Source organism: Rhizobium alarense, assembly GCF_021555155.1.
GTDB classification, from domain to species: domain Bacteria; phylum Pseudomonadota; class Alphaproteobacteria; order Rhizobiales; family Rhizobiaceae; genus Rhizobium_D; species Rhizobium_D alarense.
In genome coordinates, this window is record NZ_JAKGBU010000001.1 from 63310 (window position 1) to 83287 (window position 19978).

Annotated in this window: 27 protein-coding genes and 1 pseudogene; 18 read left to right on the forward strand and 10 right to left on the reverse strand. The window is 64.1% G+C overall.

Annotated features, from left to right (window positions below; genetic code table 11):
• Window positions 1-236 precede the first annotated feature (236 nt).
• The gene (locus tag LXM94_RS00310; protein ID WP_235769147.1) at window positions 237-1277 is read left to right on the forward strand and encodes a glutamine synthetase beta-grasp domain-containing protein; all 1041 of its coding nucleotides are present in this window, start codon (window positions 237-239) and stop codon (window positions 1275-1277) included.
• 74 nt (window positions 1278-1351) lie between these two features.
• Here LXM94_RS00310 and LXM94_RS00315 read toward each other — a convergent pair whose 3' ends face one another.
• Entirely contained in the window at window positions 1352-1879 is a 528-nt protein-coding gene (locus tag LXM94_RS00315) for a pyridoxamine 5'-phosphate oxidase family protein (protein WP_235769148.1), read from the reverse strand.
• A gap of 182 nt (window positions 1880-2061) precedes the next feature.
• On the opposite strand from LXM94_RS00315, the gene LXM94_RS00320 reads away from it, so the two are divergent.
• From LXM94_RS00320 to LXM94_RS00330, 3 genes are all read left to right on the forward strand, one after another.
• Window positions 2062-2901 carry an MBL fold metallo-hydrolase gene (locus tag LXM94_RS00320; protein ID WP_235769149.1) on the forward strand — a complete coding sequence of 280 codons (840 nt, stop codon included), beginning with the start codon at window positions 2062-2064 and terminating at the stop codon, window positions 2899-2901.
• Between the two features lie 15 nt (window positions 2902-2916).
• A complete protein-coding gene (locus LXM94_RS00325; protein WP_235769150.1) occupies window positions 2917-3420 on the forward strand; it encodes a hypothetical protein in 504 nt (167 codons plus the stop codon).
• A 172-nt stretch (window positions 3421-3592) separates the two neighbouring features.
• The gene (locus tag LXM94_RS00330; protein ID WP_235769151.1) at window positions 3593-4339 is read left to right on the forward strand and encodes a YebC/PmpR family DNA-binding transcriptional regulator; all 747 of its coding nucleotides are present in this window, start codon (window positions 3593-3595) and stop codon (window positions 4337-4339) included.
• A gap of 54 nt (window positions 4340-4393) precedes the next feature.
• Here LXM94_RS00330 and LXM94_RS00335 read toward each other — a convergent pair whose 3' ends face one another.
• Entirely contained in the window at window positions 4394-5395 is a 1002-nt protein-coding gene (locus LXM94_RS00335) for an LLM class flavin-dependent oxidoreductase (protein ID WP_235769152.1), read from the reverse strand.
• 170 nt (window positions 5396-5565) lie between these two features.
• Here LXM94_RS00335 and ruvC point away from each other — a divergent pair, with 170 nt between their 5' ends.
• The 10 genes from ruvC to LXM94_RS00385 all read left to right on the forward strand — a co-directional run bounded on the left by ruvC (window position 5566) and on the right by LXM94_RS00385 (window position 10896).
• Entirely contained in the window at window positions 5566-6078 is a 513-nt protein-coding gene (gene ruvC, locus LXM94_RS00340; protein WP_235769153.1) for a crossover junction endodeoxyribonuclease RuvC, read from the forward strand.
• A gap of 55 nt (window positions 6079-6133) precedes the next feature.
• Entirely contained in the window at window positions 6134-6397 is a 264-nt protein-coding gene (locus tag LXM94_RS00345) for an AbrB/MazE/SpoVT family DNA-binding domain-containing protein (RefSeq protein ID WP_235769154.1), read from the forward strand.
• Window positions 6378-6794 (forward strand): type II toxin-antitoxin system VapC family toxin, encoded by a 417-nt coding sequence (locus LXM94_RS00350; RefSeq protein WP_235769155.1) that lies wholly within the window; start codon window positions 6378-6380, stop codon window positions 6792-6794. Before LXM94_RS00345 ends, LXM94_RS00350 begins: the two co-directional genes overlap by 20 nt.
• A gap of 124 nt (window positions 6795-6918) precedes the next feature.
• Complete coding sequence (locus LXM94_RS00355; RefSeq protein ID WP_235769156.1) at window positions 6919-7173, forward strand: AbrB/MazE/SpoVT family DNA-binding domain-containing protein; 255 nt, start codon at window positions 6919-6921, stop codon at window positions 7171-7173.
• A 1-nt stretch (window position 7174) separates the two neighbouring features.
• On the forward strand, window positions 7175-7588 hold the full coding sequence (locus LXM94_RS00360) for a type II toxin-antitoxin system VapC family toxin (RefSeq protein ID WP_235769157.1): 414 nt from the start codon (window positions 7175-7177) through the stop codon (window positions 7586-7588).
• Window positions 7589-7601: 13 nt separating this feature from the next.
• Window positions 7602-8219 (forward strand): Holliday junction branch migration protein RuvA, encoded by a 618-nt coding sequence (gene ruvA, locus LXM94_RS00365; protein WP_235769158.1) that lies wholly within the window; start codon window positions 7602-7604, stop codon window positions 8217-8219.
• A 60-nt stretch (window positions 8220-8279) separates the two neighbouring features.
• Complete coding sequence (locus LXM94_RS00370; RefSeq protein WP_235769159.1) at window positions 8280-8564, forward strand: AbrB/MazE/SpoVT family DNA-binding domain-containing protein; 285 nt, start codon at window positions 8280-8282, stop codon at window positions 8562-8564.
• Entirely contained in the window at window positions 8561-8959 is a 399-nt protein-coding gene (locus LXM94_RS00375) for a PIN domain-containing protein (protein ID WP_235769160.1), read from the forward strand. Before LXM94_RS00370 ends, LXM94_RS00375 begins: the two co-directional genes overlap by 4 nt.
• Entirely contained in the window at window positions 8956-9996 is a 1041-nt protein-coding gene (gene ruvB, locus LXM94_RS00380) for a Holliday junction branch migration DNA helicase RuvB (protein WP_235769161.1), read from the forward strand. Before LXM94_RS00375 ends, ruvB begins: the two co-directional genes overlap by 4 nt.
• Entirely contained in the window at window positions 9997-10896 is a 900-nt protein-coding gene (locus LXM94_RS00385; protein ID WP_235769162.1) for a metallophosphoesterase, read from the forward strand.
• A gap of 23 nt (window positions 10897-10919) precedes the next feature.
• Here LXM94_RS00385 and LXM94_RS00390 read toward each other — a convergent pair whose 3' ends face one another.
• From LXM94_RS00390 to LXM94_RS00400, 3 genes are all read right to left on the reverse strand, one after another.
• Complete coding sequence (locus LXM94_RS00390) at window positions 10920-11174, reverse strand: DUF2312 domain-containing protein (protein WP_235769163.1); 255 nt, start codon at window positions 11172-11174, stop codon at window positions 10920-10922.
• Window positions 11175-11335: 161 nt separating this feature from the next.
• Window positions 11336-11644: a DUF1244 domain-containing protein gene (locus LXM94_RS00395; protein WP_235769164.1), complete on the reverse strand. Its 309-nt coding sequence runs from the start codon at window positions 11642-11644 to the stop codon at window positions 11336-11338.
• Between the two features lie 31 nt (window positions 11645-11675).
• Window positions 11676-12467: an N-formylglutamate amidohydrolase gene (locus LXM94_RS00400; RefSeq protein WP_235769216.1), complete on the reverse strand. Its 792-nt coding sequence runs from the start codon at window positions 12465-12467 to the stop codon at window positions 11676-11678.
• Window positions 12468-12768: 301 nt separating this feature from the next.
• Here LXM94_RS00400 and LXM94_RS00405 point away from each other — a divergent pair.
• Window positions 12769-13143: pseudogene (locus LXM94_RS00405) on the forward strand (DUF1036 domain-containing protein); the annotation flags it as partial.
• Complete coding sequence (pyk, locus tag LXM94_RS00410; protein WP_235769166.1) at window positions 13143-14582, forward strand: pyruvate kinase; 1440 nt, start codon at window positions 13143-13145, stop codon at window positions 14580-14582. The pseudogene LXM94_RS00405 and the gene pyk, both read left to right, overlap by 1 nt.
• A 56-nt stretch (window positions 14583-14638) precedes the next feature.
• On the opposite strand, the gene LXM94_RS00415 is transcribed toward pyk, so the two are convergent.
• The 4 genes from LXM94_RS00415 to LXM94_RS00430 all read right to left on the reverse strand — a co-directional run bounded on the left by LXM94_RS00415 (window position 14639) and on the right by LXM94_RS00430 (window position 18436).
• Window positions 14639-15643, reverse strand: a complete 1005-nt coding sequence (locus LXM94_RS00415) for an alpha/beta fold hydrolase (protein WP_235769167.1) — start codon at window positions 15641-15643, stop codon at window positions 14639-14641.
• A gap of 415 nt (window positions 15644-16058) precedes the next feature.
• Window positions 16059-16577: a protease adaptor protein RcdA gene (gene rcdA / locus LXM94_RS00420; RefSeq protein ID WP_235769168.1), complete on the reverse strand. Its 519-nt coding sequence runs from the start codon at window positions 16575-16577 to the stop codon at window positions 16059-16061.
• Window positions 16578-16961: 384 nt separating this feature from the next.
• The gene (locus LXM94_RS00425; protein WP_235769169.1) at window positions 16962-17153 is read right to left on the reverse strand and encodes a DUF1192 domain-containing protein; all 192 of its coding nucleotides are present in this window, start codon (window positions 17151-17153) and stop codon (window positions 16962-16964) included.
• Complete coding sequence (locus tag LXM94_RS00430) at window positions 17150-18436, reverse strand: MFS transporter (protein ID WP_235769170.1); 1287 nt, start codon at window positions 18434-18436, stop codon at window positions 17150-17152. The genes LXM94_RS00425 and LXM94_RS00430 overlap by 4 nt, the downstream gene beginning before the upstream one ends.
• A gap of 178 nt (window positions 18437-18614) precedes the next feature.
• Between LXM94_RS00430 and LXM94_RS00435 the strand changes: the two genes are divergently transcribed.
• The gene (locus tag LXM94_RS00435) at window positions 18615-18770 is read left to right on the forward strand and encodes a hypothetical protein (protein WP_235769171.1); all 156 of its coding nucleotides are present in this window, start codon (window positions 18615-18617) and stop codon (window positions 18768-18770) included.
• 86 nt (window positions 18771-18856) lie between these two features.
• Here LXM94_RS00435 and rpmE read toward each other — a convergent pair whose 3' ends face one another.
• A complete protein-coding gene (rpmE, locus tag LXM94_RS00440; RefSeq protein WP_235769172.1) occupies window positions 18857-19078 on the reverse strand; it encodes a 50S ribosomal protein L31 in 222 nt (73 codons plus the stop codon).
• 189 nt (window positions 19079-19267) lie between these two features.
• Here rpmE and LXM94_RS00445 point away from each other — a divergent pair.
• On the forward strand, window positions 19268-19978 hold a 711-nt coding region (locus LXM94_RS00445), incomplete at its 3' end, for an ABC transporter transmembrane domain-containing protein (protein WP_408015567.1).

Sequence of the window (19978 nt, forward strand, 5' to 3'; positions counted from 1 at the left end):
TCCGAAAAGCCTGAAATAACCTGCTCTCGGCACCCTGCGCGGGGCCTGCGGCCGGGACTCGGCCGTCAATTCAACCCCGCTTTGGGCGGAATGTCGCATGGCGCGCGTCCGCGTCGGCGGCAAACTGGCACGAGTCCTGCATTGGAAATGGTCATGCCTGCAAGGCAGACGCGATGACCTGCGCCTGCCTTGCAGGATCTCGCACCTCGCTAATCATAAGGATGAGAGAGAACGCAATGACGAAGTACAAGCTCGAGTACATCTGGCTCGATGGTTATACCCCGGTACCGAACCTCCGCGGCAAGACGCAGATCAAGGAATTCGAGACCTTCCCGACGCTCGAGCAGCTGCCGCTCTGGGGCTTTGACGGCTCCTCCACGATGCAGGCCGAAGGCCGCTCGTCCGACTGCGTGCTGAAGCCCGTCGCGCTCTATCCGGACCCGGCCCGCACCAACGGCGCGCTCGTGATGTGCGAAGTGATGATGCCGGACGGTGTCACGCCGCATCCGTCGAATGCCCGCGCGACGATCCTCGACGACGAGGGTGCGTGGTTCGGCTTCGAGCAGGAGTACTTCTTCTACCAGAACGGCCGCCCGCTCGGCTTTCCCGAGTCAGGCTACCCGGCGCCGCAGGGCCCGTACTACACCGGCGTCGGCTATTCCAACGTTGGTGACATCGCCCGCGAGATCGTCGAAGAGCATCTCGACCTCTGCCTCGCCGCCGGCATCAACCACGAAGGCATCAACGCCGAAGTGGCCAAGGGCCAATGGGAATTCCAGGTGTTCGGCAAGGGCTCCAAGCGCGCCGCCGACGAGGTCTGGATGGCACGCTACCTGCTTCTCCGCCTGACGGAAAAATACGGCGTCGACATCGAGTTCCACTGCAAGCCGCTCGGCGACACCGACTGGAACGGCTCGGGCATGCACTGCAACTTCTCGACCAAATATATGCGCGAAGTCGGCGGCAAGGCCTATTTCGAAGCGCTGATGGCGCAGTTCGACAAGAACCTGCAGGCCCATATCGACGTCTACGGCCCGGACAATGACAAGCGTCTGACCGGCAAGCATGAGACGGCGCCGTGGAACAAGTTCTCCTACGGTGTTGCCGACCGCGGCGCGTCGATCCGTGTTCCGCACTCCTTCGTCAAGAACGACTACAAGGGCTATCTGGAAGACCGCCGCCCGAACTCGCAGGGCGACCCCTACCAGATCGCTTCGCAGGTGCTGAAGACCATCTCGGAAGTTCCCACCTCCGATTCGGCCTCGGCTGCCGCCTGACGACCTGCCTCCCAAGCGCGAAACCCTGCGAGCATCTGCTTGCGGGGTTTTCGTTTGTTCGAATGATCGCCGCGCTACATCAGGCGTGCCGCCGGCGTCTCGCCGAAGAGGACATGGGTCTTCACGCCCACGTCCGGCTCCTCGTCGGGGTTGAAGTTCGCCTTGGCGATCTCCCAGCCGAATTTCAGGGTGCTGCGGGTTGACGCCCAGATCTCGGCGTCGTCGAGATGCAGCGCGACCATCGTCAGCTTCGGGTCATCCTTGCCATGGTCGAACCAGGCCTCGACGACCGAGCTCCAGTATTCGTCGATCTTGATCGGATCCTTGCGCACCTCGATACGCCCGGCGAGGCAGGCATGATAATCATGATCCTTGCCGACCACGCAGAAATGAGCACGCGCGCCCGTGCCGATGGCATCGACGATTTCGGCGTCGGATTTGGTGAAGAACCAGATCATATTCGTCTGCCGGTCGAGATGGGGCGCCATGGGCTGCATGTGCATATGCGCGCCCTCGATGCCGAGCATGCCGGCATGGATCCTGTCGATCTCGTCGAAGAGCTGCTCCTTGGGATTTTCGCGGGCTTTGCGGAGACTGGACATGTACCATTCCTTTCCTGTCTTGCAGTGCAACGGGACGGCTTTTGAACGTGCCGCGCGCCGCATGGTTCCCGGCTTCCGCCCTGTCCGGTGACACGATTGTGATTGGCCGGAACGGTACGATCGCTCGACCGGCAGGGTGCGACGCGGCATAGTTTTTGGCGGATCGATGACCGGAGCCGCCCATGCAGCCAGTGCCGCTCATTCTCGCAGCCGCGTCCCTCCTTCTGCTATGGTTCCTCGCCCCGCCGGCGCGGGCGCAGCAGGACGACCGTCCCGTCAGCCAGTGCCAGATGATCGCGCAGACCCTGCCGCAAGTCACCTTCGCGCGCTTCGAACCGGCGGGCACCCTGCTCGCCCAGGCCGACGAGAAGGCCGAGGTAAAGATCACCTATGTCGGACATTCGACCTTCTTCATCGAGACGCCCGGCGGCATCAAGATCGCGACCGACTACAGCGGCTGGTACAAGCCGCCGGCGCTGCCCGACGTGGTGACGATGAACAAGGCGCATTCGAGCCACTACACGCTCAGCCCCGGGCCCGGCATCCGGCACGTTCTGCACGGCTGGGACGACGACGCCCCGGAAGGAGCGGATCACCACGTGATGGTCGGCGACACTTATGTGCGCAACGTGCCGACCGACATCCGCTCCTGGGGCGGCGCCATGGAGCACAACGGCAATTCGATCTTCATCTTCGAGGTGGCCGGCCTCTGCATCGGCCATCTCGGCCACCTCCACCACGAACTGACCGACACGCAGTATGCCGAGATCGGTCGACTCGACATCCTGATGGTTCCGGTCGACGGCGGCCTGACCATGGGCGCGGAAAGCATGAGCGCCGTGGTCAAGCGCCTGCGCTCGGCGCTGATCCTGCCGATGCATCGCCGCGGCCCGCCGATCGGCCGGTTCCTCGCCATGTTCGGAGAGGACTTCGACACGGTCACCGACGACGATGCGACCATTGTCGTCTCGATCCGCAACTTGCCGAAGCGTCCGACCATCCATATTCTCGCCGGCGTCTGACGCCGGAGTTCCAGCATGCCCTTGCGCCGCGCCTTGATCGTCCTCCTGCTCGGCACCGGGCCGGCCTCAGCCGATGGCGGAGCGCCTTCCCCGACGGGACCGGCGCTCGATTCCGGCCAGCCGCAGCAGATGATCGACGAGCCGACATCGAAACAGCTTCCCCCTGCCCGGCTCGTCGACAAGGCCGAACAGTTCGTCATGCCCTCCGGCAATATCGGTTGCACCTATATTCCCGAAGGCGGCACCGACACCTACCAGCCTCCGGACGGCGGCCCGGAGCTTTCCTGCGATCGCGTCGAGCCGATCTATCTGCGCGCCGTGCTTGGCAGGTCGGGCAAGGCGGCCATCCTGAGGGACGTCGGCGACCCTGGCTGTTGCAGCGCCGGAACCGTCATCCCCTATGGCCAGACCTGGTCCGCGGGGCCTTTCACCTGCTATTCCGAGCGCACAGGATTGACCTGCGAACGCGAGGACGGTCACTCCTTCCTGCTGAGCCGGGCGCGCGTGCGCGCCGAGTGACGCTGCGCTCACCGCTTTGTTCATCTCGCTGCTGGACGGCGCGCGGCAATGAAATTATAAGGCGGCATTCCGAAAACCGGGGCAGCAGGCTGTCGCATTGTGAAGGCGTGCGTCCCGTCACACGATCAGGGCGGCCAGGAAACCACCGGACGCCGAACGAGACAGGGGTGCCATGGCTGGCCATTCACAGTTCAAGAATATCATGCACCGCAAGGGCCGGCAGGATGCCGTGCGGTCGAAAATGTTCTCCAAGCTTGCGCGCGAAATTACCGTCGCGGCAAAGACCGGCATGGCCGATCCGGGGATGAACCCGCGTCTGCGGCTGGCGATCCAGAACGCCAAGGCGCAGTCGATGCCGAAGGACAACATCGAGCGCGCCATCAAGAAGGCATCCGGCGGTGACGCGGAGAACTACGAGGAAGTGCGCTACGAGGGCTACGGCCCGGGCGGCGTCGCCGTCATCGTCGAGGCGCTGACCGACAACCGCAACCGCACGGCCTCCTCCGTGCGCTCGACCTTCACCAAGGCCGGCGGCGCGCTGGGTGAGACCGGCTCGGTCTCCTTTTCCTTCGACCGCGTCGGCGAGATCACCTACAAGCTTTCGGCAGGCGACGCCGATTCCATCATGGAAGCCGCCATCGAAGCAGGCGCCGAGGATGTGACGTCGGACGAGGACGGCCACACGATCATCTGCGGCTTCGAGAACATCGGCGAGGTTTCCAGGGCGCTCGAGGAAACGCTCGGCGAGGCCGAGACCGTCAAGGCCATCTGGAAGCCGCAGAACACCGTGCCGGTCGACGAGGAGAAGGCGCAGTCGCTGATGAAGCTCATCGACACGCTGGACGACGACGACGACGTGCAGAACGTCTATTCGAATTTCGAAGTCTCCGACGAGGTGATGGCCAAGCTTTCGGCCTGATCGACCGACAGGAACGGGAAGGGGCCGTGCGGAAACGCGCGGCCCCTTCGCGTTTCAGGCAGCCTTCGCGAGTTCCTGCCGTGCCTCGGCGAAGAGGCGGACGGATTTCAGCCTTGCGTCCATGTCGAAGATCGGCATGGAGACGATCAGTTCGTCGGCTTTCGTCAGCGACAGGAATTCGGCGATACGGCGGCGGACCTTGTCCGGACCGCCGACGACCGCATATTGCAGCGTATGCCCGACCATGATGCGCTCCTGTTCGCTCCAGAAGCCGTCCATCGAGGCGAGCGGCGGCGGAAAGGCATCCGGCGTGCCGCGCCGCAGGCGCACGAAGGATTGCTGCATGGAGGTGAAGAGATGATCGGCCTCCGCATCCGTCTCCGCCGCGGCCCCCATGACGCCCACCATGACATGTGGCCGGTCGAGATGTTGCGAGGGTTCGAAGCGCTCGCGATAGATCTCCAGCGCCGAAAGCAGCATGTCCGGCGCGAAATGCGACGCGAAGGCGAAGGGCAGGCCGAGCATGGCCGCCAGATGCGCCGAATAATGGCTGGAACCGAGCAGCCAGACCGGCACTTCGCTTCCGGCGCCCGGCACCGCGACGATGCGCTGGTCCGGCTTCAACGGCGCCATCAGGCCGATGAGCTCGACGACGTCCTGCGGAAAGTTATCGGCCGCCGCCTCCATGTTGCGGCGGAGCGCTCGGGCTGTCGCCATGTCCGTCCCGGGCGCGCGGCCGAGGCCGAGATCGATGCGGCCGGGAAAGAGCGCTTCCAGCGTGCCGAACTGCTCGGCGATCACGAGCGGCGAGTGGTTCGGCAGCATGATGCCGCCCGAGCCGACACGGATAGACCTGGTGCCCGAGGCGACATGCTGGATGACGAGGGAGGTGGCGGCGCTCGCAATGCCGCGCATGCCGTGGTGCTCGGCCAGCCAGAAGCGCTCGTAGCCGTGGGCCTCCGCCTCCTGCGCAAGCCGGCGGGAATTTGCAAGCGACTGGGCAACGGTGCCGCCTTCGATGACCGGGGAGAGGTCGAGGATGGAAAAGGGCACCATGGCGCTGCCTCGCTGTGAGCGGTTCTCATTGCAGTGGCATGTAGGTTCAATTTTCTTCCATCCAAGGCGCCACGGCGAGAAAACCGACCGGCACGGCCGGCCGATGCGTATGTTTTTGTTTTGTTCACATTTCGCTGGCAGGGTCCGGCCCGAGGGAATAGGGTTTGTCCATGCAGGAAACGATTCGCATCATCGGCATCGATCCGGGGCTTCGCCGCACCGGCTGGGGCATCATCGAGACACTCGGCAATTCGTTGCGTTTCGTCGCATCCGGCACGGTGACCTCGGACGGCGAGATGGATCTGGCGTCACGGCTCTGCCAGTTGCACGACGGCCTCGCCGACATCGTCCACAGCTACAAGCCGGACGAGGCAGCGGTCGAGCAGACCTTCGTCAACAAGGACGCGACGGCGACGCTGAAGCTCGGACAGGCCCGCGGCATCGCCATGCTGGTGCCGGCGCGCGCCGGACTTCGCGTGGCGGAATATGCGCCGAACGCCGTCAAGAAGGCGGTCATCGGCGTTGGCCACGGCGAGAAGCAGCAGATCCACATGATGCTGAAGGTGCTGATGCCGAAGGCCACCTTCACCGGCAACGATGCCGCCGACGCGCTCGCCATCGCCATCTGCCACGCGCACAATCGGCAGGGCCTGTCCGGCCGTCTCGCCAAGCTCGCCGGCTGATTTGTTCTTGACTTGTTCCAGCTCGGGCGATAAGTAATACCTCAGAGGTATTACCATGCGCGTTACGGAAAAAGGCCAGGTTACCATTCCCAAGGACATCCGCGATCGGCTGAACATCGGCCCCGGATCGGAGGTTGATTTTGTCGCTGACGAGAAGGGCGCGCGTTTGATCGTTGTCTCCGGCGGCAAATTTCGGGAACCCCAGGACTTCGAAAGCTGGATCAATAGCGTGAGCGGCACTTTCGACACCGGCGGCATGACGACGGACGAATATATGGAATGGCTGAGGGGGCCGCGCGATGACCTCGGTTCTGATTGACACGAACATCTTCATCGACGTCTTCGGACCGGAAACGCCGTTCAGGACCTGGTCGTCCAGGACCATCGTCTCGCTCAGGTCGCGGGCGCAGTTTGTCATGACGCCGGTCGTCTGGTCGGAACTGGCAGGCCTGTTGCCAAGCGAGGACGAGCTGGCGCTGGTGCTGTCGCGGCTCAACCTGCAGCGCGAGGCTTTGCCCTTTTCCGCAGCCTATCGGGCCGGTCTCGTGCACCAGCGCTATCGAAGGGCGGGTGGCCAGCGTGAGCGGACGTTGCCGGATTTCCTGATAGGCGCGCATGCGGAAACCCGGGGACATCACCTGCTCACCCGCGACACGGCTCGGTATCGTTCGTATTTTCCGTCGCTCGACATCATTTCTCCTGAAACCCACCCCTGACACCGCCAACTTCCTTGTGCGCAACGTGCGGAGGCTTTCCGGGCGGCTGGCCAAGCTCGTGGGGCGATTTGTTCTTGACTTGTTCCGTTGGTAAGAATATTCCTTACATTGTAAGGAGAGCGAGATGCGCGTCACATCCAAGGGCCAGGTCACCATTCCGCGCGATCTTCGTGTGCTCGCCGGCATCGAGCCGAACAGCGAGGTCGTGATCGGCCTCGACGGCGACACGGTGACCATTGTTGCGAAGGACAGGGTCAGGCAGGTCGAGGACCGGCAGCGGCTCGACCGGTTCCTGGAGGCGCTTCGCAGGCTGGAAGGCACCGGTGATCAGGCGATCGATGCCGACGAGCTGACACGCATCATGCGGGATCGCGATTGAGATGGCGACGCTCGTCGACACCAATGTGCTGGTGGACCTCGCGGTCCGCGATCCGCGCTGGCATCGATGGTCGAGCGACCAGTTGGCAGCGGCCGCCAGACGCGGCGCAGTCGTCATCAACCAGATCGTCTATTCCGAATTTTCCTATCGTTACGACGATCCCGATACAGTCGAGGCTCTGCTTCCCGAAAGCGCGTTCCTGCGCGAGGGGCTGCCCTGGGCGGCGGCCTTTGCGGCGGCACAGGCGTTCCGGCTCTATCGCACGCTTGGCGGGCGCAGGGAGCGCATGCTTCCGGATTTCCTGATCGGCGCCCATGCCGCCGTTCGCGGCTATCCGGTTCTCACCCGCGACCCGTCGGGATACCGATCCTATTTCCCGACAGTCGAACTCATCACGCCGGAGACGCATCCATGACACGAGGCCAGCGATGATCGGCAAACTCAAAGGCACCATCGACGAGATCGGCGAGGACCATGTGGTCGTCGACGTGCACGGGGTCGGTTATGTCGCCTTCTGCTCGTCGCGCACACTCGGCCGGCTCGGCAGCCCAGGCGAGGCGGCAGTCCTCTTCATCGAGACCTATGTGCGCGAGGACCAACTGAGGCTCTTCGGCTTCCTGACCGCACTGGAGCGCGAATGGTTCCGCCTGTTGCAGAGTGTGCAGGGCGTCGGCTCGAAGGTGGCGCTCGCCGTTCTGTCGACACTGACCCCAGGCGAACTCGCCAATGCGATTGCGTTGCAGGACAGGACCAGCGTGTCACGGGCACCGGGAGTCGGTCCGAAGGTCGCAATCCGCATCGTCACGGAACTCAAGAACAAGGCACCCGCCTTTGCCGGCGAGGCGGCGGCATCGATCGGGCTGAAGCAGGAACTGGGTGAAGGCGTCGCCGCCGCACCGGTTGCGGATGCAGTCTCGGCGCTCACAAACCTCGGCTATTCGCGCGACCAGGCGGCGAATGCCATCGCCGCGGCCTTGAAGAATGGCGGTGAAGGGGCGGATAGCGCGAAACTGATCCGGCTGGGGCTGAAGGAACTGGCGCGATGATTGCCGCAGTCGGCTTATCTTACTTGACTGCAAGCGTAAGAATTTTGAAGGATCGTAAGAATGGGTGCGTTCACGACCTTGACCTCGAAAGGGCAGTTGACCATTCCCAAGGAGGTGCGCGACGCCCTGAATTTGAAGCCGGGCACACGCTTCCATGTCGGCGTGCGCAACGGCCAGGTCGTCGCGGTTCCGAAGAACAAGAAACTGGCCGACCTTGTCGGTATTCTCGGCAAGCCGCCCAACGGGGTCAGCCTCTCCGTCGCGGAGATGTCGGAAGCCGTGATGGACGCTGCCGCGGACGATGACGCGCGCATCGTTCGTGAATGGAAGAACGGGACGTCATGATCGGGATCGATAGCAATGTCATCGTCCGTTTCCTCGTCGATGACGATGTCGAGCAGAATGCGGAAGCCCGCCGCTTTCTTCTGGCGCGGACAACGGACGATCCGGCCTATCTCAGTGCCGTTGCGCTGGCGGAGGCGATTTGGGTCCTGAACCGGAGAATGGCCTTTCCGATGCAACAGGTGGTATCGATGCTCAAGGATTTTCTGGCGAGCGACGCTCTTGTCGTGGAATATACCGAGGAACTCGACGCGCTCTTGAGCGAAGATGATACGCCGGCTGCCGACTTTGCCGACTATATGATTGCCTGGTCGGGCGCACGCGCCGGATGCCGCGCCACGATGACCTTCGACCGCACGACCGCCCGTGCCGTGCCCGGAATGGAACTTCTCGCATGAGTGATGCCGCCCGCCTCCTGACCCCAGACAAGCGTGGCGAAGACGTCGATACGGCGCTTCGCCCGCAGACGCTGGACGAGTTCACCGGCCAGGCGGAGGCGCGGGCGAACCTCAAGATCTTCATCGAGGCGGCGAAGAACCGCGGCGAGGCGCTCGACCACGTGCTCTTCGTCGGCCCGCCCGGTCTTGGCAAGACGACGCTCGCCCAGATCATGGCGAAGGAGCTCGGCGTCAATTTCCGCTCGACCTCCGGCCCCGTCATCGCCAAGGCGGGCGACCTCGCGGCCCTCCTCACCAATCTGGAAGAGCGCGATGTGCTCTTCATCGACGAGATTCACCGTCTCAATCCGGCCGTCGAGGAAATCCTCTACCCGGCCATGGAGGATTTCCAACTCGACCTCATCATCGGCGAGGGACCGGCGGCGCGTTCGGTAAAGATCGACCTGTCGAAGTTCACGCTGGTCGCCGCCACGACCCGCCTCGGCCTGCTGACGACGCCGCTGCGCGACCGCTTCGGCATCCCGGTGCGGCTGAATTTCTACACCGTCGAGGAACTGGAATTCATCGTGCGCCGCGGCGCGCGGCTGATGGGGCTCGGCATGACGGACGACGGCGCCCGCGAGATCGCACGCCGCGCCCGCGGCACGCCGCGCATTGCGGGTCGCCTCCTGCGCCGGGTGCGTGACTTCGCCGAGGTCGCCCGCGCCGAGGCCGTGTCCAGAACAGTCGCCGACGAGGCGCTGACGCGCCTGCTCGTCGACAATATGGGGCTCGACCAGCTCGACAGGCGCTACCTGTCGATGATCGCGCATAATTTCGGCGGCGGCCCGGTCGGCATCGAAACGATTGCCGCCGGGCTTTCCGAGCCGCGCGACGCGATCGAGGACATCATCGAGCCCTACATGATCCAGCAGGGCTTCATCCAGCGCACGCCACGCGGGCGAATGCTCACTGCCAACGCCTGGAAGCACCTTGGCCTGCAGCCGCCGAAGGATCTGGAAGCGACGCAGTTCCGGCTTTTTTCCGAGGAGGACTGAGTGCTGACGCGCCGGAGCTTCCTGAAGGCGATCGGCGGCTCCACGCTCGTTGGCCTCGCGCTCGGCAGTTATGCCTTTGCGGTCGAGCCGCTGGTGCGGCTCAGGATCGCGCGATACCGCCTGCAGCCGGCCGGCTGGCCCGCGGGGCGCCGGCTGAGGATTGCGGCCCTTTCCGACATCCATGCCTGCGAACCCTGGATGAGCGCAGCGCGCATCCGCGGCATCTGTGCCCGGGCGAACGCGCTCGAGGCGGACATCATCGTGCTGCTCGGCGACTACGTTTCCGGCATGCGGTTCCGGACGGGCGACGTCGCCGCTGCCGTCTGGGCCAAGGCGCTGGCGGATCTCGATGCCCCGCTCGGCGTTCACGCCATCCTCGGAAACCATGACTGGTGGGACGATGTCGATGCCCAGCGGACGCGCGGCCCGACGATTGCCGGGCGCGCCTTGCAGGACGCCGGGATCGCCGTCTATTCCAACCGGGCGCAGCGCATCGAGACGCCCGGGGGTCCGTTCTGGCTTGCGGGGCTCGAAGACCAATGGGCGCTGCTGCCGCGCGAAGAGCAGGCCCGTTACGGCATGACCGGCCTCGACGATCTCGACGGGACGCTTGCCACGGTGACCGACGACGAGCCGGTCGTCCTGCTTGCACATGAGCCGGACATCTTTCCGCGTGTCCCGTCACGGGTAAGCCTCACCCTGTCCGGACATACGCATGGCGGCCAGGTGCGGGTCTTCGGCTACGCGCCGGTCGTACCGTCGGCCTATGGCAACCGCTACGCCTACGGACATGTCTCGGAAGGCGGCCGCGACATCGTCATCTCCGGCGGCCTCGGCTGCTCGATCGCCCCGATCCGCTTCGGCTCGCCGCCGGAAATCACCGTTATCGACCTTGGTTGATCGGCTCCGCAGGACGGATCGGATCACTCCATGCCGAGCGCGGACATGTAGGTCTGCAGGATCGATTCCTCTTCCAGCCGCTCGTTGGCATCCTTCTTGCGCAGCCGGATGATCGTGCGGATCGCCTTGGTGTCGTAGCCGCGGCCCTTGGCCTCGCCGAGCACGTCCTTGATGTCGCCCTGGATGGCGGCCTTTTCCTCTTCGAGCCGCTCGATGCGTTCGATGAACTGCTTGAGTTCCGCCGCCGCGACGTTCTCGACGCCTGCCGTCTCGTTCATGTTCTGCTCCTGTGCTGTCTGGCGCAGGCCGCCGCTCCGCCGGATGGGCGACGGCGGGCCTGCCGTTCGTTTCTGGAAAAACCGTGGCGGTGGTCTGCCGTGAAGTTCAGGCGAGATCAAGGCCTATCCGCCGACACCGGCCGCTTTTCCTCGTTGCATCGTCAGTCGTGCTTGGGTCGGCTGCGCGCGAAGGCCGCCTTCTGCGCATCGTTCGCCTCGTGCTGGTGACGTTCGCGCCATTCGTCATAGGGCATGCCGTAGACGATCTCGCGGGACCCCTCTTTGTCGAGCGCGACGCCTGCCGCATTCGCCGCCTCGCGATACCAGTTGGAAAGACAGTTGCGGCAGAAGCCGGCGAGGTTCATCAGATCGATGTTCTGCACGTCACCGCGCTCCCGGAGATGCTCGACCAGCCGGCGGAAGGCCGCCGCCTCGAACTCCGTTCTCTGTTCCGGTGTCAGCTCGGCCATCATACGTGTCCTTTCATGCGCCGGCCGCCCCTCAATAGGGACCGGTCCGGGACGGAAACCGCTCGTAGCTGTGTAGCGTATCGCGGCAATTCAAGTCCGCGAGGATCGGCGCAAGCCGCGCAGCCCATTTTTCGACGCCGGCCCGGTCAGCGATCTCGTCTTGCCGCACTTCGATCAGCGCATGAGGAATACCCGCCGTCATGCAGTGCCGGAACATCGTGTCGCCGCGCAGCGCGCCGTCATAGGGCTCGTTGTCGCCCACCGTCACATGCGGAATCGCGCCGAGCGCTGCGATCAGCGGCACGACCGCCCGGTGGTCGCTGTCCCAGAGCACGGTGATTTGCCATGGCCGGACGAAAGTCTTCCAGCACGGCGTGAAGGAATGCAGCGAGATGACGAGCGGCGCCCGTCCCGTCGCGGCGGCAACCGAACCGATCACCTGCGACACGGCGCCGTGATAGGGACGATGGAAGGCCTCGAGCCGATAACGCGCTTCCTCCACGCTCAGCGGGTGGTTTCCCGGAACGATCGCTCCGTCTGAAAGCCGCATGATCAGCGTCGGGTCGTCCTCGCCGCGGTTCGGATCGATCAGAAGCCGCGAGAAGCGACTCATCACCGCCGGCACACCGAGCCGGGCAGCGAGGCTGCGGGTCAGCGGCTCGATGCCGATGTCATAGGCGATATGCCGGGCGAAGGCGCTTTCGGGCAGCCCGAGCCGGCCATAGCGATCCGGCAGCAGGTTGGTCGCGTGGTCCGCCAGAAGCACGAGGCCACTGCTGAAATCGCCGTCGATGATCTCGAAAGGCGTATCGTTGCCGTTCATCGCGTTCCGCCGCTGTTGAAGTCCCGTCACAGTCTGATGGCATGCGTTGAAGGGAACGGCAAGATTGCTCGTGCGCTTGCCGGCACCGCTTGAGGTGGTGCCGGCGGAGAGGCTGTAATCGTTGAGAGTTTCGTTGACATTCATGCCCCGCCGTCGCAAGAAAGCGCGTGACCAAATCAACGGAGTTCCATTGGAAACCGTGCTAGCACCGACAAAGACAGCTCCGCTTCGCGGCCTCCGGGCTCTGGCGCCGGCCGGCCTTTTCTTCGTCGTAGGCCTCTGCTCCTTCCTTTCGCCCGAGACGGCGCGCGCGGATTTCCGCGTTTGCAACGGCACCCAGAATCTCGTGGGCGTCGCGATCGGATACCGCGCGAAGGAAGGCTGGATTTCCGAGGGATGGTGGCAGGTGCCGGCAACGACTTGCGCCACGCTGATCGAGGGCGAACTGCAGTCGCGCTTCTACTATCTTTATGCCGAGGATGCCGCCCGCGGCGGCCGCTGGACGGGCGATGTCAACATGTGCGTCGCCGAGAACGAGTTCAAGATCGTCGGCGTCGAAGACTGCTTCGCGCGCGGCTTCCAGCGCATGGGCTTCAAGGAATACGACACGGGGCGGCAGGGAAGCTGGATGGTTCAGCTGTCCGATACGCCGGGGACGCAAGAAAGCCAAAATTGATGAAGCGGAACAGAAAAGTAAAGATCCTCGCCACGCTCGGACCGGCTTCCGCCGAAGAAGAGATGATCCAGAAGCTCCATGAGGCGGGGGCCGATCTGTTCCGCATCAACATGAGCCATGCCAGCCACGACGTGATGCGCACGCTGATCAGCCGCATCCGTGGCGTGGAGACTCGCTGTGGACGGCCGATCGGCATTCTCGCCGACCTGCAGGGACCGAAGCTGCGCGTCGGCAAGTTTGCCGCGGGCGCCGTCGAACTGAAGCCCGGCCAGACCTTCACCCTCGACGACCGCGACGAACCGGGCGACGAAACCCGCGTGTTTCTGCCGCATCCGGAAATCCTCGAGGCCGTGCAACCCGGGCACCGCCTGCTGATCGACGACGGCAAGCTGCATCTGCATGCGGACAAATGCGACGGTAAGAGCATCATCTGCACGGTCGTTTCCGGCACGAAGATCTCCGACCGCAAGGGCGTGAGCCTGCCCGACACGCTGCTCGGCGTCGGTGCGCTGACGGAAAAGGATCGCGTCGACCTCGATGCGGTGCTCGCCACGGGCAGCGTCGACTGGGTAGCGCTCTCCTTCATCCAGCGGCCGGAAGACCTTGCGGAAGTGCGCAAGATCGCGCGCGGCCGCGTCGGCATCATGTCCAAGATCGAGAAGCCGCAGGCGATCGAACGCATCGACGAGATCATCGAACTTTCCGATGCCCTCATGGTGGCGCGCGGCGACCTCGGCGTCGAGATGCCGCTCGAGGCCGTTCCGGGTCTGCAGAAACAGCTCATCCGCGCCTGCCGCCGCGCCGGCAAGCCGGTGGTCGTGGCCACCCAGATGCTCGAATCGATGATTTCGGCGCCGGTGCCGACCCGCGCGGAAGTCTCCGACGTGGCAACCGCCGTCTTCGAAGGCGCCGACGCGGTCATGCTGTCCGCCGAGTCCGCCTCCGGCGCCTACCCGGTCGAAGCGGTCTCGACCATGGCCTCGATCGCAAGCAAGGTCGAGCGCGACCCGCACTATCCGGGCATCATCTATGCCCAGCGGACGCCGCCGGAATCGACCGGCGCAGACGCCATTTCGCTTGCCGCACGCCAGATCGCGGAAACCCTTCGGCTTTCTGCGATCGTCTGTTACACCTCCTCCGGCACGACGGGCCTTCGCGCTGCACGCGAGCGACCGGAAGTCGCGGTGCTGGCGCTCTCGCCGGTCATCGAGACGGCCCGGCGCCTTTCCGTCGTCTGGGGCCTGCACTGCGTCGTCACGGGCGACGCGACCGACCTCGACGACATGGTGAACCGCGCCTGCCGCATTACGGTCAACGAGGGCTTCGGCAAGCCGGGTGACCGCATCATCATCTCCGCCGGCGTTCCACTCGGCACGCCGGGCGCGACGAACATGCTGCGCATCGCCTATATCGGTGCGGACGGAGCAAGCGGTTTGTAGTTGATTTTGCGCATGTCGCCATCGCGAAACCGCAGCGCACGTTTGCGCGACATGCCTTAGCGTGCAGCGTCGCCGGCGAGTCGGGCTTCCGCCCGCCTCGCCAGATCCTGCAGATCACGATCCTTGCCGGCGATCTTCTCGATCGCCGCGACGGCGACGTCCGTCACCACATGGTCCGGCTTGTGGCCGAGGTTACGGATCCACAGGAGTTCCGACCCCTTGATGTCCCGTGCGAGGCCGCGCGAGTGGATTTCCTCGAGCACAACCCCGTCACTGTCGCCGGTTATGATCACCGTCGGCGCCTCGATCTCGCGGTAATAGGGTTGGGTCTGGCGCACATAGGCCTGGAGGTTGGCGACGTCCGTCGCATTGCTGCGGAACGTTTCCGGACGCAGCACCAGGGCCGGACCGGTCTCCGCGACATAGGTCTGGGGGCGCGCATTCGGCGCGAAGACGAAACGTGTCCCGGCATCGAGCCGAGACAGGCCGGCCGGCAAGGCGACGAGGTGGTTGAAGAGCCAGCCGGCATAGCGGTTGCTCGCCACGCGATAGTACCAATCGACGCCGCCCGGCCACGGATGGGTCGCCGGCGCAAGCAGCATCAGGCCGAGAGTCTTTTCCGGATGGTAGAGCGCGAAGCTCGCAGCGATCGCTCCGCCGAAGGAATGGCCGACGATGATCGCCCTTGCGATCCCACGCTTTTCCATGAGCCGCGCGATCGCCTCTGCCTGACCGTCGGGATAGTCGTTCTCAACGCCTCCGCGATCGGAATAGCCGTGACCGGGCCGATCCACGAAGAGCATTTCAGCCCTGCCCTCGAGCGGCACGCGGAAGGCCGCCATCTGGTCGCGCAGATTGCCGCTTGCTCCGTGGATGAAGACGATCGGCGGCAGATCGGCCCCGGAAGAGCGCTGCACATGCACGCTGTTGAGGGCATAGCCGCCGACATCGATGCGCTCGCCGATATTGGGATATGCCCGCTCGATCTCCCGCACCTTGTGCGCCGTGTAGGCGTACCCCGCGAAACCGGCAAGCACCGGGCCAATCATGACTGCAAGCATCATCCTACACCGAAACCCCAGCACCTCTGTCGCCCCCGCCGGCCGCTGCCGGTGCACCTTGTACGCAGGTTCACGTCCACCGGTTCGCCGGTCGGGCGCCCTGATCGCAGGAAAAATGCACCGCCCTCTTGTGTCCATGGCCGAACGGCCTACATTGGAACCGTGTTCAACCAACAGAAAGGAAGGTGATCCAATGTCTAATGAGATTTCGGGCCTCGTGAAAGACTTGGGATTTGTGATGGAGAAAGCGGGGCAGTCCTCGCTCTGATCCACCCTTCCTGCGGGCATCGCGCCCGGTCCTGAACGAGGACCAAAGCTCATGGGGGCCACCGCAAGGTGGCCCTTTTGATTCCACAACCGGCCGCAAACGAAAAACCCGGCCGAAGCCGGGTCCGAAATCAGCCGTGCAGGCGGATCAGTTGCTGCTGAAGGCAGTCTGCAACAGGTTCAACTGCGCGCGCACGCTGTTCTGGTTGTCAGGCGCAAAGGTCTGGACCTCCTGCGGCCGGTACATTTCGCGGTCGAGCAGCGCCACGCGGTTCTGCAGACGGAGCGAACGCTCGATGAGATCGCGGAAGGACTCCGGCAGATCGTTCCAGCCGGGAGCCTGGCGATCGACGTTGAAGCCGTCGAGACGGACCTTGTTCTTTTCCGACATGACCTGATCGCGCGTCATCTCGCCATTGTTGACGGCGCGCTGCAAAAGCAGCCAGGACGCCATCTGCATCAGGCGCGTGGTGAGCCGCATCGACTCGGCCGCGTAAAGAACCGATGCCATGCGGGGCAGCACCTTGGAGGCCTGGCGGCCGGGACCGTCGAGGTAGCTTGCAGTCTCCTCGACGAGACCCATGCCTTCGGAATAGAGCGACTTGAACTGCGCCGACGATGCGGCGTGCCCAGCGAAGCTGATGGTGTTCAATCCTCTGTCGGACATGGTCTGGAATCCCGTCTAACGCATGACATTGCAGGTAACGCTGGGACCACAAGGGGAGTTCCCTCACGGCTTTTGGATGAGCGCAGGATGATCCCATAACCCATTTCGCGCAAGCGCAATCTTAAGAAAGGGTTAATCTCCACAATTCTTTGATCGCTCCGCGTCCGCAGTCGGGACTGAACAAAAAAAGAGCCGCGAAAGGCGGCTCTCAAGGTAAAACAGGGAGAAAATCAGACCGATTCCCCAAGCGGTGAAAATGTCTGAATCCGGAAGGCTCCGGATACGCGATTAATAGCTCATGAAGCTTAACGCCGGGTTAACTTTAAAAGGACGCTGCACCGTCATGCGGCAAATTCGGCACCTCTCGGCGACCTCCGCGCGGTCTCAGCGCCGGAACAGGTCTTCGGCCGCCGAACGGCTCGATGCCTTCTTTGCCTTTTCGTCTTCGAGGCGCAAAATCTCTTCTTTCAGCATCAGGATGCGCGCGGCAAGTTCGTCGGCCGACAGCAGCGACAGGTCGCTGCCGATCTCATGCCCCGCTTTTTTCGGCGGACGATCGTCGTCGATGTTCGTCATGCGGCCTTGTCCTCGAACTTCTCCGCACCCGCCGCTGGGCCTTCGTGGCCTCCGATGGCGCGCGGCGAGAGATGCAGGCTTTCAGGCGTCGTCAGCGTGCCCGGATTGATGGTGGTATAGGCGTCGCGTGCTGAGGCCGGCACGGCGGCGCGACGGCGGCTGCGGAAGATCGCATAGGCGGTAATCAGAACATGCGCCCAGCAGGTGACCATGAAGAGCGCATAGGGACCGACTGCCGACATGATCGGACCGCCGAGCGTCGGGCCGATGATGGTGCCGACACCATAAAGCAGCAGCAGGCCGCCGGAAACCTTCACGAAATCCTCGGCGCTTGCATAGTCGTTCGCATGCGAGACGGCGATCGGATAAAGCGCGTTGGCGGTCGCACCATAGATCGCGATCAGGACAAGCAGGACCGTCACGGAGGCCGGTTCGATCACGAACAGAAGGAGCCCCGAACTGGCGGCAACGGCCGCAAGCGCGGCAAGGACGAAGCGCCGGTCGATACGGTCCGAAAGGCGACCGGCCGGAAGCTGCATGGCGGCGCCGGCGAAGATCGTGACGCTCATCATGAGCGCGATCGTGCTCGGCGACAGGCCTGCATTGGCCCCGAAGACGGCACCGAGCGTGCCGAAGGCGCCGTTGGCGATGCCGATCAGCACGATGCCGACGCAGGCGATCGGCGAGGTGCGGAAGAGGGCCGGAATATCGAGCCGCACCTGCTTCAGCGGTTGTGGCGAGGCGGCCGTCGAGAGCGTCGTCGGCAGGAGTGCCAGGCAGTAGAGGATGCCCGCCACCATGAAGAGCATCGGCGTGCCCACATCGGCGAACGGCACCATCATCTGGCCGCCAACGACGCCGAACAGCGTAATCGCGATATAAAGCGAGAAGATCGCCCCGCGGCTTTCGTTCGTCGCACGCTCATTCAGCCAGCTTTCGATGATCATCGACGTGCCGGCCGTCGAGAAGCCTGTGACCGCACGCAGCAGCACCCACCAGATCGGATCAACGAGGATGCCCGTCAGGAGCGCAATGATGGCAATCAGCGAGGAGAACCCGGAGAAGGCGCGAACGTGGCCGATGCGTTTGACGACCGTCGGGGCGAAGAGGCAGCCGAGCACGAAACCCGTGGCCCAGGACGTACCGAGAAGGCCGAGCAGCGTCGTCTCGTAGCCTTCGAGCGATCCGCGCACCGGCAGGAGCAGGCTGTGCAATCCGTTGCCGAGGAACAGAAACAGCGTGCCAAGCAGGAGAGCGAAGACGGAGAGGAGGTTCTTTTGCATGACCGACCGCGAGTTGGATGGGTAAAACTATGGCGCATCGGCGCACATTTCCAGCCGAAACAGACATCAGACGGAAAGCGGCAGCTGCGCCGCCCCCCCTTGCCCATTTCGCGAGAACGACTGCTGATCCCTTGGAAAAATGTCGCCGGTGTGACAGGAACGGCCAAAGGGAGACCCCATGCCGAAAATCCTCGCCGCGCTGCTTCTCATCGCCATGCTGATCCACATCGTGCGCCCCCTCGGCCTGCCGGGGCTGCGTCAGCGCCGCGACTTCTGGAAGATCGCGGTGATCGCCATCGCTGTCATGATGCTGACAGTGCTGATCCGCCCGTGACGCGTCCCGCAGAATCAAAAACCCCCGGCGCAGCCGAGGGTTCGAATGAGGCTCTCGGGATCGGCGCATGCACGCCGGACGAGACCTTAGAGGCCGAGGCCTTCGAAGCGCTTCTTGAACTTCGAGACGCGGCCGCCGCGGTCCATGAGCTGCTGGTTGCCGCCGGTCCAGGCCGGGTGGGACTTGGGATCGATTTCAAGGTTCATGACCGCGCCTTCCGAACCCCACGTCGAACGGGTTTCGTACTCGGTGCCGTCGGTCATGACGACTTTGATCATGTGGTATTCGGGATGGATATCAGCCTTCATGACGCTCTTCCTGCTCGTTCCGTGGGCCAAATGTCGCAATCGGTTGCGGTGGGCTGGCCAAAGACGTAAATGAAGCCGCGGCCGGTCAGGCCAACGGCTTCCCAATTCGATGGCGAGCCTATACATGAAGGCCGCCGGGATAACAAGTGCCGAAAGCCAAAACCTGCCGCGCGCGGGAACGGGGGTAAAGTGACCGACAGAGTGCTAGACGGGGCGGCCGCAAAGGCAGGCCGCAAGTCGATCCGTCCGCTGGCGAAGCTCGTTCCCTATGTCCGCCACTATCGTGGCCTGGTCGCCGGCGCCGTCATCGCGCTCGTGGTGGCCGCCGTGACGACGCTGACCCTGCCGATGGCGGTGCGGCGCATGGTCGACCACGGTTTCTCCGAGTCCGACGCCGGCTTTATCGACACCTATTTCGCGATGCTCTTCGTGCTGGCAATCGTGCTGGCGCTTGCAAGCGCCTGTCGGTACTATTTTGTCATCACGCTCGGCGAGCGCATCGTCTCGGACCTGCGGCGGGACGTCTTCGGCCGGGTGACCCGGCTTTCGCCTGCCTTTTTCGACGAGAACCAGTCCGGCGAAATCGTTTCACGCCTGACGGCCGACACCACGCAGATCAAATCCGCCGTCGGCGCCACGGCTTCGGTGGCGCTGCGCAATGCCATCCTCTGTTTCGGTGCCATCGCGATGATGGTCTATACGAGCCCGAAGCTCTCGAGCCTGGTGATCGGCGCCATTCCGATCATCGTCTTCCCGCTCGTCGCTTTCGGCCGATCGGTCCGCCGCCGCGCGCGCGAGGCCCAGGACACGCTCGCCTCCGCCTCCGCCTATGCCGGCGAGGCGATCGGCGCGATGCGCACCGTCCAGGCGTTCAACGGCGAAGAGGCGTCGCGTGCCCGC

What these genes read in the sequence shown, in the direction of transcription:
- LXM94_RS00310 (WP_235769147.1), top strand. Translation starts at nt 237, where the DNA reads ATGACGAAGTACAAGCTCGAGTACATCTGGCTCGATGGTTATACCCCG.
- LXM94_RS00315 (WP_235769148.1), bottom strand. Translation starts at nt 1,879, where the DNA reads ATGTCCAGTCTCCGCAAAGCCCGCGAAAATCCCAAGGAGCAGCTCTTC.
- LXM94_RS00320 (WP_235769149.1), top strand. Translation starts at nt 2,062, where the DNA reads ATGCAGCCAGTGCCGCTCATTCTCGCAGCCGCGTCCCTCCTTCTGCTA.
- LXM94_RS00325 (WP_235769150.1), top strand. Translation starts at nt 2,917, where the DNA reads ATGCCCTTGCGCCGCGCCTTGATCGTCCTCCTGCTCGGCACCGGGCCG.
- LXM94_RS00330 (WP_235769151.1), top strand. Translation starts at nt 3,593, where the DNA reads ATGGCTGGCCATTCACAGTTCAAGAATATCATGCACCGCAAGGGCCGG.
- LXM94_RS00335 (WP_235769152.1), bottom strand. Translation starts at nt 5,395, where the DNA reads ATGGTGCCCTTTTCCATCCTCGACCTCTCCCCGGTCATCGAAGGCGGC.
- ruvC (WP_235769153.1), top strand. Translation starts at nt 5,566, where the DNA reads ATGCAGGAAACGATTCGCATCATCGGCATCGATCCGGGGCTTCGCCGC.
- LXM94_RS00345 (WP_235769154.1), top strand. Translation starts at nt 6,134, where the DNA reads ATGCGCGTTACGGAAAAAGGCCAGGTTACCATTCCCAAGGACATCCGC.
- LXM94_RS00350 (WP_235769155.1), top strand. Translation starts at nt 6,378, where the DNA reads ATGACCTCGGTTCTGATTGACACGAACATCTTCATCGACGTCTTCGGA.
- LXM94_RS00355 (WP_235769156.1), top strand. Translation starts at nt 6,919, where the DNA reads ATGCGCGTCACATCCAAGGGCCAGGTCACCATTCCGCGCGATCTTCGT.
- LXM94_RS00360 (WP_235769157.1), top strand. Translation starts at nt 7,175, where the DNA reads ATGGCGACGCTCGTCGACACCAATGTGCTGGTGGACCTCGCGGTCCGC.
- ruvA (WP_235769158.1), top strand. Translation starts at nt 7,602, where the DNA reads ATGATCGGCAAACTCAAAGGCACCATCGACGAGATCGGCGAGGACCAT.
- LXM94_RS00370 (WP_235769159.1), top strand. Translation starts at nt 8,280, where the DNA reads ATGGGTGCGTTCACGACCTTGACCTCGAAAGGGCAGTTGACCATTCCC.
- LXM94_RS00375 (WP_235769160.1), top strand. Translation starts at nt 8,561, where the DNA reads ATGATCGGGATCGATAGCAATGTCATCGTCCGTTTCCTCGTCGATGAC.
- ruvB (WP_235769161.1), top strand. Translation starts at nt 8,956, where the DNA reads ATGAGTGATGCCGCCCGCCTCCTGACCCCAGACAAGCGTGGCGAAGAC.
- LXM94_RS00390 (WP_235769163.1), bottom strand. Translation starts at nt 11,174, where the DNA reads ATGAACGAGACGGCAGGCGTCGAGAACGTCGCGGCGGCGGAACTCAAG.
- LXM94_RS00395 (WP_235769164.1), bottom strand. Translation starts at nt 11,644, where the DNA reads ATGGCCGAGCTGACACCGGAACAGAGAACGGAGTTCGAGGCGGCGGCC.
- LXM94_RS00400 (WP_235769216.1), bottom strand. Translation starts at nt 12,467, where the DNA reads ATGAACGGCAACGATACGCCTTTCGAGATCATCGACGGCGATTTCAGC.
- pyk (WP_235769166.1), top strand. Translation starts at nt 13,143, where the DNA reads ATGAAGCGGAACAGAAAAGTAAAGATCCTCGCCACGCTCGGACCGGCT.
- LXM94_RS00415 (WP_235769167.1), bottom strand. Translation starts at nt 15,643, where the DNA reads ATGCTTGCAGTCATGATTGGCCCGGTGCTTGCCGGTTTCGCGGGGTAC.
- rcdA (WP_235769168.1), bottom strand. Translation starts at nt 16,577, where the DNA reads ATGTCCGACAGAGGATTGAACACCATCAGCTTCGCTGGGCACGCCGCA.
- LXM94_RS00425 (WP_235769169.1), bottom strand. Translation starts at nt 17,153, where the DNA reads ATGACGAACATCGACGACGATCGTCCGCCGAAAAAAGCGGGGCATGAG.
- LXM94_RS00430 (WP_235769170.1), bottom strand. Translation starts at nt 18,436, where the DNA reads ATGCAAAAGAACCTCCTCTCCGTCTTCGCTCTCCTGCTTGGCACGCTG.
- LXM94_RS00435 (WP_235769171.1), top strand. Translation starts at nt 18,615, where the DNA reads ATGCCGAAAATCCTCGCCGCGCTGCTTCTCATCGCCATGCTGATCCAC.
- rpmE (WP_235769172.1), bottom strand. Translation starts at nt 19,078, where the DNA reads ATGAAGGCTGATATCCATCCCGAATACCACATGATCAAAGTCGTCATG.